The organism is Pseudoalteromonas sp. B131b (assembly GCF_037162545.1).
Lineage (GTDB): Bacteria > Pseudomonadota > Gammaproteobacteria > Enterobacterales > Alteromonadaceae > Pseudoalteromonas > Pseudoalteromonas fuliginea.
Window position 1 is genome coordinate 2,792,463 of record NZ_JARLUZ010000001.1, and the last position, 15,547, is coordinate 2,808,009.

The 15,547-nt window shown below is 38.3% G+C and carries 10 protein-coding genes; 6 read left to right on the forward strand and 4 right to left on the reverse strand.

Translation table 11 applies throughout. The annotated features are described in order from the left end of the window. Positions 1 to 269 precede the first annotated feature (269 nt). Positions 270 to 2,237: an agarase gene (locus tag P4S65_RS12935; protein WP_337120306.1), complete on the forward strand. Its 1,968-nt coding sequence runs from the start codon at positions 270 to 272 to the stop codon at positions 2,235 to 2,237. A 235-nt stretch (positions 2,238 to 2,472) separates the two neighbouring features. Here P4S65_RS12935 and P4S65_RS12940 read toward each other — a convergent pair whose 3' ends face one another. Together P4S65_RS12940 and P4S65_RS12945 are read right to left on the reverse strand one after the other, a co-directional pair. Continuing rightward, complete coding sequence (locus P4S65_RS12940) at positions 2,473 to 3,576, reverse strand: hypothetical protein (protein ID WP_007378078.1); 1,104 nt, start codon at positions 3,574 to 3,576, stop codon at positions 2,473 to 2,475. Positions 3,577 to 3,653: 77 nt separating this feature from the next. Continuing rightward, positions 3,654 to 4,427, reverse strand: coding sequence for a phytanoyl-CoA dioxygenase family protein (locus P4S65_RS12945; protein ID WP_007378079.1), 774 nt, complete (start codon positions 4,425 to 4,427; stop codon positions 3,654 to 3,656). A gap of 233 nt (positions 4,428 to 4,660) precedes the next feature. On the opposite strand from P4S65_RS12945, the gene P4S65_RS12950 reads away from it, so the two are divergent. The 5 genes from P4S65_RS12950 (at position 4,661) to P4S65_RS12970 (ending at position 11,674) form a co-directional block, all read left to right on the forward strand. Beyond that, entirely contained in the window at positions 4,661 to 5,428 is a 768-nt protein-coding gene (locus P4S65_RS12950; RefSeq protein WP_337120307.1) for an IclR family transcriptional regulator, read from the forward strand. Positions 5,429 to 5,860: 432 nt separating this feature from the next. Next, positions 5,861 to 8,632 carry a TonB-dependent receptor gene (locus tag P4S65_RS12955; protein ID WP_337120308.1) on the forward strand — a complete coding sequence of 924 codons (2,772 nt, stop codon included), beginning with the start codon at positions 5,861 to 5,863 and terminating at the stop codon, positions 8,630 to 8,632. A 73-nt stretch (positions 8,633 to 8,705) separates the two neighbouring features. Further along, positions 8,706 to 10,259, forward strand: a complete 1,554-nt coding sequence (locus tag P4S65_RS12960; RefSeq protein WP_096793015.1) for a tryptophan halogenase family protein — start codon at positions 8,706 to 8,708, stop codon at positions 10,257 to 10,259. A gap of 23 nt (positions 10,260 to 10,282) precedes the next feature. After that, positions 10,283 to 11,005, forward strand: a complete 723-nt coding sequence (locus tag P4S65_RS12965) for a SapC family protein (RefSeq protein ID WP_096793016.1) — start codon at positions 10,283 to 10,285, stop codon at positions 11,003 to 11,005. Positions 11,006 to 11,074: 69 nt separating this feature from the next. Continuing rightward, positions 11,075 to 11,674, forward strand: a complete 600-nt coding sequence (locus P4S65_RS12970) for a DUF1287 domain-containing protein (RefSeq protein WP_096793017.1) — start codon at positions 11,075 to 11,077, stop codon at positions 11,672 to 11,674. A gap of 208 nt (positions 11,675 to 11,882) precedes the next feature. Here P4S65_RS12970 and P4S65_RS12975 read toward each other — a convergent pair whose 3' ends face one another. Both P4S65_RS12975 and P4S65_RS12980 read right to left on the reverse strand, forming a co-directional pair. Continuing rightward, positions 11,883 to 13,994 carry a multiheme c-type cytochrome gene (locus P4S65_RS12975; RefSeq protein WP_337120309.1) on the reverse strand — a complete coding sequence of 704 codons (2,112 nt, stop codon included), beginning with the start codon at positions 13,992 to 13,994 and terminating at the stop codon, positions 11,883 to 11,885. 848 nt (positions 13,995 to 14,842) lie between these two features. Then, positions 14,843 to 15,457: a GntR family transcriptional regulator gene (locus P4S65_RS12980; protein WP_096793019.1), complete on the reverse strand. Its 615-nt coding sequence runs from the start codon at positions 15,455 to 15,457 to the stop codon at positions 14,843 to 14,845. Between the last annotated feature and the right edge of the window lie 90 nt (positions 15,458 to 15,547).

Consider the following 15,547-nt stretch of genomic DNA (forward strand, 5'->3'; position numbering starts at 1 on the left):
CTAGTTGTAAATAGGGTGTTCAGCTTGTTCATTTACGGCGTTAACTTAGTCCCGTTAATTACCACTAAAGTGTGAAATTTGAACAAAACTTTAACTAATCGTTGCATTTTGTTAATTGTTAACATTATATTAATTGTGAGTTCCATGCCTTTACACAAAGGATTAATTTTTACACCAAGATAGGTAACAGTTATGAAAAAAGATCATTGTATTGTGCGGTTTCGAGTGCGCTATTACTTTCAAGTACCTTTAATGTGCACGCTGTTAAAGTGCAGTTTAATATTGATACAAAACATGCTGTAGGACAGTTTGATAGCTTCGATCGTCGTAAATTTATTACGTTACATTCATCAAATACCGAAAGTGACTGGTTTGGAAATAACGCTCAAAGCTTAAATGCGCCTAATGCTGATCCTGATTTAATGACCCATTTTTTAGAAGATTACGATGTGTACTTTGGTCGTGATACAGGGGGCATGAAATATCAACTAACACAATTACCAGAAGATTCAGCAAAACCAGGTTATGCAAGCGCGGCAACCGCAACAACAAATGGCGGCGGAGTAAAATGGAATTACACCAATATTACAACAGCTCAAGCTAAAACAATGCGAAAGCATGAAGGGCGTAACAGCGATTTAATTGTCGCTGCACAGCAACATCCTTATTATCCTGATGGCACTAAAATTGGTAATCAAAATTGGTCTTTCTCGCAAAGAGATACTGCGGCTGAACCACTAGGTACAGCCATGGGCGACTACATGGCGCAGTTTTTACAAAAATACTTTAAATCAGGCCCATCAGATAGCCTTGGTCAAAAGCGCCCAACGTATGTTGAGGTAATGAACGAGCCACTGTTTGAACTGCACGACTTTCCGCATACCGGTTATGATAAAGAAAGCCTCTATGACATTTTTAGATTGCATAACTCAGTTGCTGATGTGATTAATGCTAACCCTGCACTGAATGATGTGAAAGTAGGGGGCTTTACGGTGGCGTTTCCTGATTATGAAAAAGGGTCACAATTTTTCGATAACTGGAAGCAACGCGACAAGGCATTTTTAGATATTGCAGGAAATAAAATGGACTTTATTTCGATGCACTTATATGACTTTCCAAATTTCCCAGGTGGCCCTGGTGGTCAGCATCAAATACAGTACCGAAAAGGCAGCAATATGGAAGCGACCCTTGATATGGTTGAGCAATATATGGCTTATAAATGGGGAAGTATTAAGCCGTTAGTTATTTCCGAATATGGCTCTCAATTACAAGGCTCATTTGGTACTAAATGGACACCGCAACGTGACTGGTTATGTCTAAAGGCAATGAGCTCTATGCTGATGAGCTTTATGGAAAGGCCAAACCGTATTGATAAAGCCATTCCGTTTATTCCATTAAAAGCAGAATGGGGCCGTATAAGCGACACTATTCCCTATTACTGGCGTTTACTGCGTCAAGCTAAAGAAGGTCAAGGTGAAACCGGCGAGCAATGGGTTTACACCGAAATGGTTAAGTTTTACCAGTTATGGTCTGATATAAAAGGGACGCGAATAGATAGCTGGGCAAGCGATATGGATATTCAAGCTGACGCGTATGTTGATGGCAAAGATGTTTATTTGGTATTAAACAGCCTTGAATTTTCGCCGACCAATATTGATTTAAGTGTTTTAGGCAAGGGTTCTAACAACGTAACGGGTGTAAATATTAAGCATTTATATCCTAATGCCCAAGGCAAACCAGTATTGGATAACAGCAACAGAACAACACTCCCAAGCTCTGTTGTATTAGGCTCTGAGTCAACCATGATAATTAAAGTGAGTCACCAAAAAAATGTTGTTATTAACAATATTAATCAAGAGACTAAGCATTACGCAAGTGCAGTAGTTAAAAATATTGCAGCCAACGCGACCCAGTTCTTTACTATTAACAATGTAGATAAAGGGGCTAATGGCGAGGCTACATTGCGCTTAGGTGTTGGCCGCCCTCATGGTAAGTCGTTAACGCCAGTTGTAACTGTTAATGGTAATAGAGTCGCTATTCCTACTGATTTTAGAGGATATGATCAAAAAAATGGTGGCCTTGGACGTGAACGTTTCTTTGGTGTTATTGAAATTCCAGTGCCATATAATAACATTAAAAAAACTAACAATATTGAAGTTACATTCCCTGACAGCGGTGGTGCAGTTAGTTCACTAACATTACAAAACTTTAAAATGAGTAAACGTATTACTCGCTAAAAACGTGTAATAAAGATTTAGTAATAAACAAACTGCGGGTTTATCTATATGATAGCTTCGCAGTTTTTTTATTTTTATCGCTACAACTGCCTAACACAATACAAATAAACTAATACTAAATATGCTGGGAATGGCTTTAGGTGTATTTTTGCTGTTAAGCCTGTGAGTTTTATGCTTTACAATGAGTGCAAGGTACTCATTGTAAAGCATAAACACTATTCTCAGAGCGTTAAACTTAGCATGACTGTTTTATTAATTTAATTGGGTATGTTTTAGAGGAGTTCCACTGACCTACATATAAGTTGTCGTCTTGATCTACGCAAATACAATGCACGTGATTAAAAATGTCCCCGTTACTTTGCATCGGCTGTAGTTCTCCATTTATATACTGCGGTTGCGGTGCCCCTAAATTAGCTATTAGCGTGTTACTTTTATCAAATATACTAATAAAGCCAGAGTCGTCAGCATTTTTATTGTCAATATGCGACCAGCAAACAGGTGCATAAAATAGTTCACCCTTGAACACGGGACCGCCAATATATGCCCCATTAGCGCTAATTCTATCAAGGTACTTACCATCAAACGAAAATACTTTTAAACATTGCTCAAAACGAGAGCTTACTATTAATGTAGGATTTAAGGGATCACGTAAGTCTACTTCAACCCCATGGGTGTTGTGTAAATTGTAATTTTTGTCTTCATTATGGTGACCGCCCCAATGGTTTATATAGCGACCTTGTTTATCATAATGCAGTAAAAAGTCGCTGCCATAACCATCGGTGACATATAAATCCCCATTGGGGGCAATGGCAATGTCAGTAGGGCGAAAAGGTTGCTCGGGTTTATAAGCACCGCACGTTTGTGGATGGCCGATACTGTATATTAGTTTGCCATCTAAGGTCATTTTGGCAATAAAGCCAGCCTGTGGAATGACATTGTTAGTAGGGCTATCCCATTGCTCTGTGCTGTGACCATCCCAGTGGCGATTAACAATCCAGCCACTATCTACAACGTATAGAAATTCTTGCTCGCCTTCTTTTACAATTTTTATAGCGTGTCCACCAGGAAAAGAGCTTCCAAAAGCGTCAAGTAATTCACCGTTTTGGCTATACACTAAAATATTATTAGTCGTGTTATCGGTGATCATAAATATTCTCCCTTGTGAGTCCATCACCATCGCATGACAATTTTCTATAGGGTATTTATTGGGGTTTAACTTTCCCCAGTGGGCGTCTATTTTGTATTTAAATTTACCTTGGCCAATTATTTTCCCGTGTGGGTCTTCGTCATTTTTAGGAGTAGCGTGAGGTATAAGGTGTTTTTGCTCTGAGGTTAACATACAGAATTTTCCATATAAAAAAACCAGCTTATGCATTGGGCTACAATGCATAAGCTGGTTTAGGCTTGAAGGTTACTTTAAGTGCGTTCTTTTGCTTTAAAATTTAAAATAGCATCATCGTTAACGCGATTTAATGGATAATAAACAGCTTCGTTTTCTTTAAATGGCTGGTTGCTAATCGCATTGTAAGCACTGATCATTGACCAACGAGGTTCGGCAGCGCGGTTTTGATTTGATTTATGCAGTAAATTACAGTGGAAAAACAGTACATCACCTGGTTCAAGTTCTACATTTATAAGTTCATGGTACTTCATTGCTTCTTCTACAAACTCTAAACAGGCGCCTTTTTGGTCACCGGTTTTACTGTGATCCAATCGTCCCAAATGATGTGAGCCTTTAAGTACTTGCAAGCAACCATTTTCTTGCGTCGCTTTATTTATGGCGACCATACAGCTAATTGATTTTGGATAAAGCATGTAATTATCACGATGCCAGTAGCCAAAATCTTGGTGCCATTCCCAGGCGCCACCTACAAATGGTTCTTTCATCATAATTTTAGTGCTGGTGTGGTACACCTCTTCGCCAATAAGTGTTTCGCATACTTCAATTAAGCGACGACCGCGAGAAAACATACTGTATAAATCGTCGCCTGTTTTTTGCCATAAACAGACTTTACTTACAGCGCCATCGGCGTCTTTTTTGTCCCATGCTCGTTCATAGAGTGTATCGTCATTAAAAGCAGTTTGTTGTAGTAGCTCAATTTCATCAGCGCTGTAGTAATTTTTGACAATAATATAACCATCACGGTGAAAATCAGCTATTTGTTGTGGTGTTAAATAAGTGTGTGACATAAATGTAGTTCCATTTTTCTATTTATTTGTTTATTGTTGACAATATTTGATCGGTTATGCATTTAGGTCAAGTTTAATTTATATAAAAATACTGCATTTATATATGAATTGATTTTTATTCGCTATGTGCTTGATTGTAAGTAAGTAAATTGTTTTTTGTAGTCAAAAAAATTTTTAAATTTATATATAAAGATACAAGTTATTTTAGATTGAAATTCAAACAAAGGACATCTATGAACGATAAGTCAAAAGCAAAATATGCAGTGCCCGCTTTAGATAAAGGTTTGGATATATTAGAGTTTTTAGCTCTAAATAACGCACTTTGTACGCAAAGTGAAATAGCATCTGGTATTTCTAGAACACCTAATGAGGTATACAGAGTGCTCGTGGGCCTTGAAAAGCGTGGCTATTTAGTTCGCTCACTGGAGTCGGGCAGATATTATCTGTCGTTAAAGCTTTATAATTTATCACGAAGTATCTCCCCTATGGATAATGTACTGCAATCGGCATTACCGCATATGGAAGATTTGGCTGTAAATAGTGGGCAGTCTTGCCATTTAAGTATGTTGTATCAAAGCCAAGCAATGGTTGTTGTGCAAGCGCGTAGCAAAAGTCCAATGCATTTAAGTATTGCAGAAGGGGCTTTATTTACGCTGAGTAGTTCTAGTGCAGGTAAAGTACTTTTATCAAACAGTAATGACGAAGTGCGCCAGATGCTTATTGAACACGATGAAACGTATAGTGCTTATGAAAATGAATGTCATCAGTTATTGAACGAGCTCGATTTAATTAAAGAGCAAGGATACCTTGTACAAAATAACCCACTGATCGCTGGTGTACACGACTTTAGCGTATTAATAGGTAAGCCTAATGCAAAATTAATAGCCGCACTTACCATTTCGTCTTTTGATTCAGCACTTAATACTTCTTCAAATAAGCAATGTGTTATTGATGAACTTAAAAGCACAGCGCAAAAAATTACATCATTATTGGCGCGCTAAACTTAGTTTTAGCGCTTAAGTATTAACTCGCGCCTAGGAGGAACCAAGGATAGCGGTTGTTTGGCATTTATGCTGCGTTGCGACACAACACAGGCTCTGCATTGCCTAAAAGTCAAACATACTGCTGCAAATTCAGCCTCGAAAGATAAATTTAAATATCCTTATGGCTCAATATGTCGATAAACCTCTTAACCAGCGCCGTGAAAAATTAACTTTTATACCGCCTTTTTAGCTCACTAAATATTTATTCCCACTCATTCTTGAGCGAAAACTAAACGTTATTTGTAAAATAAATGGTCAATTTGTTTGACTTGGTTAGTTAAATTCCATTACTGTAAAGTTAATTGTTAACAATGTTATTTTAACAATTATAGTGCCCATAGATAACCTGCTAATGGTTAAAAGTTATAAACACAATATTTAGGTGCAATAATGACTAACACACAATTCAAATTAAATGCGATTTGCGCGGCAATGCTGATAACTTCTCCAGTAAGTTACGCCGCACAGGAAAACGAGACAACTGTACAAAGTGATGTTGAAGTTATCCAAGTAACAGGTATCAGAAGCGCATTAAGTAAATCTGCTTCAATAAAGCAAGATTCATCAGGCGTCGTAGATGCTATATCAGCAGAGGACATTGGTAAGTTACCTGATACTAACTTAGCTGAATCGCTGCAACGTATTAGTGGTGTATCAATCGACCGTGCAAACAATGAGGGCAACCAAGTTAGTGTTCGGGGTTTTGGTCCTGGCTTTAATTTAGTAACCTTAAATGGTCGTCAAATGTCAAACTCTTCGGTTTTACAAGAAGCGGGAGTTTCTCGCAGCTTTAACTTTAGAGAAATCGCGGCTGAAAGTGTGTCGGGTGTATCAGTTTATAAAACGGGTAAAGCTAATGTAGCCTCAGGCGGTATTGGCGCAACCATTAATATAAATACAGCAAAACCATTTGATTTTGACGGTTTTAAAGCATTTGCAAATGCAAAGGCAATTAAAGACACCAGCTCAGAGAAATCAAACGTAACACCAGAAATTTCGGGAATGGTTAGCCAAACATTCGCTGATGATACGTTTGGTGTTTTACTTGCGCTGTCGCATTCAGAGCGAGAAAGTGGCCGAGAGCGCGTAGGCACATCGCAAGGTTGGGTACGTAACCGAGCAAATGCTGCCGGTATTGATAGCAGTGCAATTGATACCACAGTTAATCCAACGGGTACTTATTGGGTACCTTGGACGCCAGAAATGGAGCGCTTTGAAACTAAGCGAGAACGCCAAAATGCGCAGTTGGTTTTACAGTATGCTCCTAGTGACAACTTAACGGCTACACTTGATTACACTTTATCGCGCTTTGAAGAAATGAGTAACACAAATAAAATGGCATTTTGGTTCGATAACCCAACAGGCACCGCCGATGAAAATGGCACTTTAGTCGATATTAAAAATGCAAATGATGAGTTGAATTTTTGGGCGTGGGAGCTTTACGAAGAAAAAGAAAACGATTCATTAGGCTTAAATTTAGCGTGGCAAGCAAGCGATTCATTGAAACTTACGTTTGACGCTCATAACTCTACATCACACTCAAACCCAGATGGTGATACAGCTGAAACAATTGCAAATTTAAAGAATGTCCCAGGTTCGGTTAAATCCATCAATGCTAACTTCTCTGGTGATATTCCGAGTATTGGGGTTGATGATTCAACATTGGCGGGTGGGGCTTACAACCCAGCTAATATTGTGTCAGATTTATATCAGCGCCGTGGCTATGAAATGAAAAATACCATTAAGCAGTATCATGCAAGTGGGCAATGGGAGAATTTGAAGAGTGGGGCACTCAGCGCTATAAATTTTGGTGTAATGTATACCGATTATCAAATTGATACTTATCTTTCTGAGCAGTTCTCATTTGTGGATATTTCTCTAGACAACCTAGGGCTAACCTTTGATGAACAAGGTGACTTTGCTGATGAGTTTTCAGGTTCGGATCAGCTATTTCCATTTATTCCACGTTACAGTGCCAACGATTTTGTAGATATTGTCAGAGATGAAGGATTATTTATTGAGCCAAATATTTCTACAAATGGGGTTGAGGAGCAAACGCTCGCGATATATGTATCATTTGATCTTAAAACCGAATTTAATGATATTCCAATTGATATGAATGTCGGTGTGCGCTACGAAGACACCGATGTAACAGGTTATTCAGTCAAGCCTGGGGTTGTTGCTTTTAACTATCGTCATGCTGAAGAGCTTCGCCCTGTATTTGCTGCAACAGCAACACCGCAGGAGCTTGAAGGTGGTTATACACGTGTATTACCAAACTTTGATATAAGCGCCGACTTAGATGACGGCTTTAAAACTCGTTTTTCATATAGTCGTACATTAGCTCGTGCAGGTATTGGTGGTATGTTCCCATCAACTACCATTAACGCCCGTCCTGAAGGACCGTTTAATGCATCGCAAGGTAACCCTAACTTATTGCCAATTACGTCAGATAACTTTGATTTTTCAGTTGAGTGGTATGGAGACGACGGAAGCTATGCATCAGTTGGTTACTTTAAAAAGTTTGTTGAAAACTTCATTGGTGCAGGCGTAGTGCAAGGTACGCTAAATGATGTAAATGGCGAGCCGTTACGCGATCCAAGTGTTAACCCCCGCCCTGGTTGTCCTGATAGTTCAGATACACCTAACCCAGCATGTTTAAGCCAAGCGTCAGACCCGATTGTTACATTTGATATTGCAACGCCAGATAATCTTCAAAATCGTGAAGTAGATGGTTGGGAATTAAATGCGCAGTACATGGTGCCTGATACAGGCTTTGGCGTGGTTGCTAATTATACGATAGTGAATAGCGATGAATCGTTTAAACCGTATGATTTTGACCAAACAATTGCACTAGCAGGACTAAGCGATTCAGGTAATTTGGTCGGCTTTTACGAAAACGATGATTACCAAGTACGTTTAGCCTATAACTGGCGCGATGATTTCTTACTGTCTTTGGGAACTGAGCCTACATTTACAGAGGCGTATGGTCAGCTAGATTTTAGTTTTAATTACACCATTAACGACACCTTGGGTGTTAGCTTTGATGCACTTAATTTAACGAATGAAACAACACGCCGCCATGGTCGTTTTGCAGAGCAATTAGTATCTGCTGAGCAATATGGTCCGCGCTTTAGCATTGGCTTAAGTGCTAAATGGTAAGTTAGTTTATTGACAAATAATACAAAACGACAGCTCAGCGCTGTCGTTTTGCTTTTTAACTAACGAGGTTGCTATGAACGATGATATTAAATCAATAGTAATAGTTGGCGGTGGAACTGCAGGATGGCTAAGTGCAGGAATAATTGCGGCGTATTTGCAAAAACATCACAGCAAAAAAATAAATATAACGCTGTTAGAGTCCTCAGATATTCCTACAGTTGGCGTTGGCGAAGGAACTTGGCCTACAATGCGCAGAACCCTTAAAGACATGGGTATTCGTGAAACTGAATTTATAAAAAAATGTAATGTATCGTTTAAGCAAGGTGCTAAATTTGCTAAGTGGGTAACCGGAGAAAATGATGATTACTATTATCACCCGCTTGAGCTACCTACGGGTATGTTTGAAAATAATTTAGCCACCAGCTGGCTTAATATTAATAACGCACAACCTCCTTTTGCCCAGTATGTAAGTGCGCAGCAGTCAATATGCGAAAGTGGATTAGCTCCCAAACAAATCACCACACCCGAATTTAGTGCAATAGCAAATTATGCTTATCACTTGGATGCAGGCTTATTCGCTACATTTTTAAAAAACCACTGCATTGATAATCTTAATGTTAAACACATTGTAGGCACTGTCGTCGGTGTAAACAATTGCACAAATGGCGATATTAAAAGCGTTAGCCTTAATAATAAAATAGAGATAGCTGGGGATCTATTTATCGATTGCAGTGGCTTTAAATCGTTATTACTAGGTGAGAACTTAGGGGTGGGGTTTAAATCTTGTAAAGATGTATTATTTGCTGATAGTGCGCTTGCCATACACATGCCATACAAAGATGACGAACCAATATGCTCGCATACTTTATCTACAGCACAAACATCGGGCTGGATTTGGGATATAGGATTACAAACACGCCGTGGAATAGGGCATGTGTACTCTAGTAAACACATTAGTGATGAAGATGCTAAGCAGCAATTATTTGATTACTTAAATATTAATAAAGATCAGCAAAGCGAATACAAAGTTAAAAAGCTTAGTTTCGAACCAGGGCATCGTGAAAAATTTTGGCATAAAAACTGTGTCGCAGTAGGCCTCTCAGCTGGTTTTTTAGAGCCACTGGAAGCCTCCGCTTTATTACTGATAGAAATATCAGCCAATTTTGTTGCGCAGCAATTTCCGGCCAATAGGCATGTAATGAATATAACCGCGCAGCGTTTTAACCGTACATTTAGCTACCGATGGGAGCGAATAATCGACTTTTTAAAGTTGCATTATATGTTGAGTAAACGAACCGACAGCCCATTTTGGCAAGCGCACTGTCATCAAAATACTATTCCACAAAGCTTAAAAGATAACTTATCACTTTGGGAATTTCATACACCAAGCGATAACCACTTTGATCATTCACAAGAAGTGTTTCCAGCAGCAAGCTATCAATATGTGATGTATGGCATGGGGTTTACAGGCTCAAGCGAACTGTATGGCAACTCAGAAAGTTATTTTAAAAAGGCCATTGCGCTTGTTAATAACAACCAGCAATACACCCAAAAATTACTTAATAAATTACCTACCAATAAAGCATTATTAACGCAAATTAATCAATTTGGTATGCAGCAAATATAGTTAAAACATAAGAGCGACACACTATGACAAACTCAGTATTACTCGATAAAAATACACATAAGCACACTCGTATTAAAACTGAACGCGGTACACAATACGGCGAAGCAGTAAACTACATTCCGGTTATTGCTGATGAGCTTGCTCAACTTGCATTAGACTACCCAGTCTATTTTATGAAGAACAATCAAACTGGCCAGTTTGAACTATATGCTTTAACTGGCTTTGATGAGGGGCAAAACTTATTTTTACAAAATGATATATGGCATGCCACATACGTACCTTTACACTTACAGCGACAACCATTTAAGTTAGGAATAGGAAATAAACTTACTAACAAGACCGAGCAAACAGATCTCGCTGTTACAATTAACGAACAACACCCAAGAGTAAATAATAGTGAGGGAACACGGTTATTTAACGAAACAGGGGAGCCAACCACATATTTAAATAATGTTAGTGAGCAATTGATAAAGCTTATGCATGGCGGCGAACGTACAACCGCTTTTATCAATACCTTACTAAAACACGATTTAATTGAAGCAATACAGCTAAACATCACTAAACCAAATGGCAAAACACAAGGCTACAATGGCTTGTATTCTATTGCCGCAGATACACTACAGCAACTACCTGCAGAAGCACTAAACGGCCTGCACTCAATGGGTTATATACAAGCTTGTCATCTAATCTTATGTTCAAGCGGGCATGTTAAAAAATTAGTAAAATGGTTACATTGCAGTGATTGAACAGTAGTGTTGTTTATGTATTTCTATTAGCGTAATTTGATCATTAAACTATTTTTAAAAGGAATTTGTATGATTAAGCTAACTCTATTTTTAGCTACGACGTTAAATGTAAATACAGCCTCGTTTGAAGAAGATATGGTAACTGCATTACTTGAAAGAACAACACATAACGTTACCTACGATGGGTCTTATCGCTCAATAACTTACCCTGGTGGGGATGTACCAAAGAATACTGGTGTGTGCACAGATGTTATAATTAGATCATATCGTCAATTGGGTGTTGATTTGCAAAAGCGTGTTCATGAGGACATGGTAAAAAACTTTGAGCTATATCCCTCTAAGCGTATTTGGGGTTTAACCAAACCTGATAAAAATATAGATCACCGACGAGTCCCTAACCTGCAAGTATATTTTAAACGGCATGGACAAGAGCTTACTAAATCTAATAACGCGAGTGACTACAAGGCAGGCGATATCGTCACGTGGATGCTGCCAGGTAATTTGCCGCACATTGGTATGGTTATTAAAGAGCAAGATACACGTTCTGGTAGTCCGTTAATTGTACATAACATTGGGCGAGGGCCTGAAAAAAGCGATATCCTTTTTGCCTATAAAATTACAGGACATTATAGATTCTTGCCTAAAAAGCACACAAATTCATTTAATTAAGTAATCTATTTTTTAGGCAATAAAATGGCATTGTTAATAAGGTGTGAATTTTGTATCTTGGTTGTTAAGTTCTAAGTGTGAATTTTGCTTATGTAATTCTGTATTTGGGTAATAGATAATTACTATATTACATAAGTTTCTCTTTTACAGAGGTAAAACCTACTTTAACTGCTTAAAAAATTGATAACCTTCTGCATTTTTCAGCTTTTTAGTAAAGCTCATTCCTAAGCTTTTTAGTAAAGCTCATTCCTAAGCTTTTTAGCTTTACTGCATTATTATATGTGCTGATTTTGGATTTTAACTCACTTATAGCTTGCGCTGTTGAGCCTATACTATCTAGCGCTAAAAAATACAAATAGGCGTATTGCACGTTGCTATTTTCAAGTGCCATTGCGTGTTTAAACGAGTCAACAGCAGCGAGTTTGTTACCGTTTCTAATAAGCGCCATACCGTTTGCATAATGTAGCGGCGCAGAGGTAGCTACTGCTGTTAAACCATTATTAAGCACGCTTTGCATTTTTTCTGTTTGGCCAAGTCGGTAATAAATGTCGGCTAGATTTACATAATTTGCATCAAAGTAAGGGTCAACGCTAATGCCATTTTGTAACGATTCAATGGCGCCGTTTATGTCTTGCTTGTTGAGCGCGAGCATACTTTGATTAATGTTACCTTCACCGCGCCATGTATTTACGTTATTAGCGTGTGCAAGCTCTATAATTGATTGATTAAGCCCATTTAACTGCGCTGTTGTTTGGCTTAGGTTTTGCGCTGCAGCAACACGCACCGACTTTAATTTGTCGGTTAATAGTTGCTTATAGCTTTTTAAGCGCTCTGCTTCGGGCAGCAAAAAGCCTACTTTAGCAATCGCCAAACGAATAAGCGGAAGCGGTGAATTAACCCAACTTTTTACTGTGGCATCGTTAAGCTCAGCTCCTGAATTGCCTAAATAAGCAATTGCACTGGCGCGATCTATTTCGTTTAACGAAAAGTCATTAATTAAGCGCATATGTGCATTTTGCGATATGGCTTTGAGTGAGCGTAACTCAAGCATACTGTGCTCACTTGCACTTAATGCCGGTGCTTTACCATGCCATTTTTTAAGTGTGCTTGCTGCCCATTCGTTTGTTTGACCGTCGTGGCATTGCACACACGCATTGGGTGTATCGTATTTTATTGATATATTAGGTCGCGGAATTTTAAAGCTATGGTCGCGCCTGTCATCAACGCCCATGTACCTAGTTGTGGGCATATGGCAATTAACACATTGCGCACCGGTAGATTGTTCTTTATGACGATGATGCTCGGGCTTGTTGTATTCACTGGCACTATGGCATTGTAAACACAATCCATTCGTTTTTGTTTTAACTTTCATAGTGTGTTTATCGTGGCAGTCAACGCAGTTAACACCGGCTTTGTACATTTTACTTTGTGCAAAAGAGCCAAATACATACACTTCTTCTTTAATTTGGCCATCGGCGTGATACAAATTAGGTTCTAAAAATGAAGGACTAAATTGGTCCAAAAACGCTTGGTTGTTATCAAAACCATCAGTAAGCGGGCTTCTAAGCGAGTGGCACGCATAACAGCCTTGCATAAAGCTGTTATCGCGGGGCTCACCTTGCCAAGTAGCAATTTTATTATCGCCGATAATTTTCCACTGCGACATATTGGTTGGGCTTGTTTGAGCTGCCTTTATGTTTTTTTTAGTTTTATGTTCGTCCGTTATATCGTTGTGGCAAGATTTACAGCCCACATTTATATTTGAAAAGTGCGTATCAAAGTTTTCTTTTTCAGTATTGTAATTACGCTTTAAATTATCCGAATGGCAATCGGCGCACATACCGTTCCAGTTTTGTAGAGGTTGTAGCCAATGTAGACGGTCGTTTGGTTTCACATCTTCGTTAGCGTAGTTGGCATACCATCGTTGGCCGCCTTGGTTTTTAGGACGGCTATCCCATGCAAAAGGAAATACTTGGTACTTACCTTCTTCAACTTCAATTAAATACTGTTGCAGCGGATCAAAGCCAAATACATAACTTACGGTGTACGTTTTTTTAGTGCCTTGCTCGGTTAAATCAACTAAAAAGGCATCTTTTTCTTTATAGAATACGGCTTTTTGGGAAAAGTGGGTCGCCGTTACATTACTAAAATCACCAAGCACGGTATCTTTATTGGCTAAAGCCATTGAGCTGGCATGGTCTGATTGTTTCCAATCGCTGGTTTGTTTTTGATGACAAGATTGGCACTCATCGTTTGCACTAGCTGAAAAACAGCTACATAAAAAAAGAATAGCAAAGAGGCTCTTTATTATATTTATCATTTTGGACTCGATCCATAGTCTTTATTTATATTAGCAAGTATTAAATTCTCGCTTGAGATTTATTCATGTATTTCATTGCAATCAACAGAGCTTGTCTTGGTAATAGTTGAAAAGTGAGACTCGCCGTTATCAAGCCCTGTATAACTAAAATAGTTATTTTTAAGTGAAACTTTATAATATTAGTGGTTTTATTTACATATTTATTGGTGCTTTAAATCCTGATCACACTTGCAACCCTTATCAAATACCCTATTCCTCGTGATTTGAAATAGTACGACCCTTAATCTTAATTAGTTCGAATTGGAGATTTATATTGACCATTAATAAAAGCATGATTGTCAACCGTTAACAATAACAAAAAGACATCAATTATTAAACTTCATTAGCATTAATATTTAAGAGTAATTAGATGTTAGATAACACAGCGATGCAGCTTTATAAGTTATTAAGTTACATCGATATAATGACCTTAGGCATAAACGCTAATAGTCGGGTATAGCTGACTAAATTGTAAAATTCATTTTTGTATATAAGTGAGACATAACTAAGGTCATAACTTCACTGGTCGTTGACATTTTTGAGTGTCATCGTCGAGTAATTGTTTGTTTCATTGAGGGGAGTATTTTGCAAAAATCGTCGACATCGACATCGACATTGACATCGAAAACTAATTCAACAGTTTTAATCATGCCTATTCCTTGTTTATCCAATCACTCTTGAGCGAAAGTTCGGAGCTCGGGACAGGCACTTAGTTCAATTTCTTAAACAAGATTCAGCTTAGTTAATTTATTACTACTGACTTTAAATTCGATTTGCAGTGGCGTTGATTAAGCATAAAGTTTATTTCATCACTTGATATTATGTTTTACGGCTTTAATTGCTGCGGCGCTATCTTGTGCTTTTAGTGCTTCTAAAATAGCGCGATGCTCGTTTACACATTCAGAGCTTGAGGTGATGCGTTTATAATTTAAACGCATACGCATGACATACGGGTACCAAATATTAACTAACTCTTCACCACCCGCTTGATAAATTAAATATTGGTGAAATGATATATCGATTTTAGTTACTTCGGTGTAATCTTCGCGGTCGAGGGCATCTTGCAGTGAGACTAAAATACTTTCAAGTTCAGCAATGTTTTGATCAGTTAAATTACCGTTTAACTCAGTGATTGCGTACTCTTCAATGCTGCGACGAAGTTTAATCATTAAACGTTGTAGCTTAGGCTCTAGTACGCTGTTGACTGATGCGCCGCAATTATTTCGCGAAATCAACAGACCTTCTTTTGTTAACTGCAAAATCACATCTCGAATTGGACCTCTGGAGAGACCAAAGCGCTCAGCCAGCTCTTTTTCATTTAACTTAGTTTGTGGTGGCATTTCACCAGAGATTATATCTGAACGTAATTGTTCAGCGATTTGATCTTTTACAGACAAAATTTTTGTTGCTCTGTTACCAGCCATATTTATTCCTAGATTTAATTTACTTTATGTGACCTTAGCTACGGTTAAAAAATAGTCGTTATTCGAGTTAAGATCATGTACTTATCTCAG

Bases quoted from the DNA above. Each gene is read 5' to 3' on its own strand.
- P4S65_RS12980 (WP_096793019.1), bottom strand. From the start codon at position 15,457: ATGGCTGGTAACAGAGCAACAAAAATTTTGTCTGTAAAAGATCAAATC.
- P4S65_RS12945 (WP_007378079.1), bottom strand. From the start codon at position 4,427: ATGTCACACACTTATTTAACACCACAACAAATAGCTGATTTTCACCGT.
- P4S65_RS12975 (WP_337120309.1), bottom strand. From the start codon at position 13,994: ATGATAAATATAATAAAGAGCCTCTTTGCTATTCTTTTTTTATGTAGC.
- P4S65_RS12955 (WP_337120308.1), top strand. From the start codon at position 5,861: ATGACTAACACACAATTCAAATTAAATGCGATTTGCGCGGCAATGCTG.
- P4S65_RS12970 (WP_096793017.1), top strand. From the start codon at position 11,075: ATGATTAAGCTAACTCTATTTTTAGCTACGACGTTAAATGTAAATACA.
- P4S65_RS12965 (WP_096793016.1), top strand. From the start codon at position 10,283: ATGACAAACTCAGTATTACTCGATAAAAATACACATAAGCACACTCGT.
- P4S65_RS12950 (WP_337120307.1), top strand. From the start codon at position 4,661: ATGAACGATAAGTCAAAAGCAAAATATGCAGTGCCCGCTTTAGATAAA.
- P4S65_RS12940 (WP_007378078.1), bottom strand. From the start codon at position 3,576: ATGTTAACCTCAGAGCAAAAACACCTTATACCTCACGCTACTCCTAAA.
- P4S65_RS12960 (WP_096793015.1), top strand. From the start codon at position 8,706: ATGAACGATGATATTAAATCAATAGTAATAGTTGGCGGTGGAACTGCA.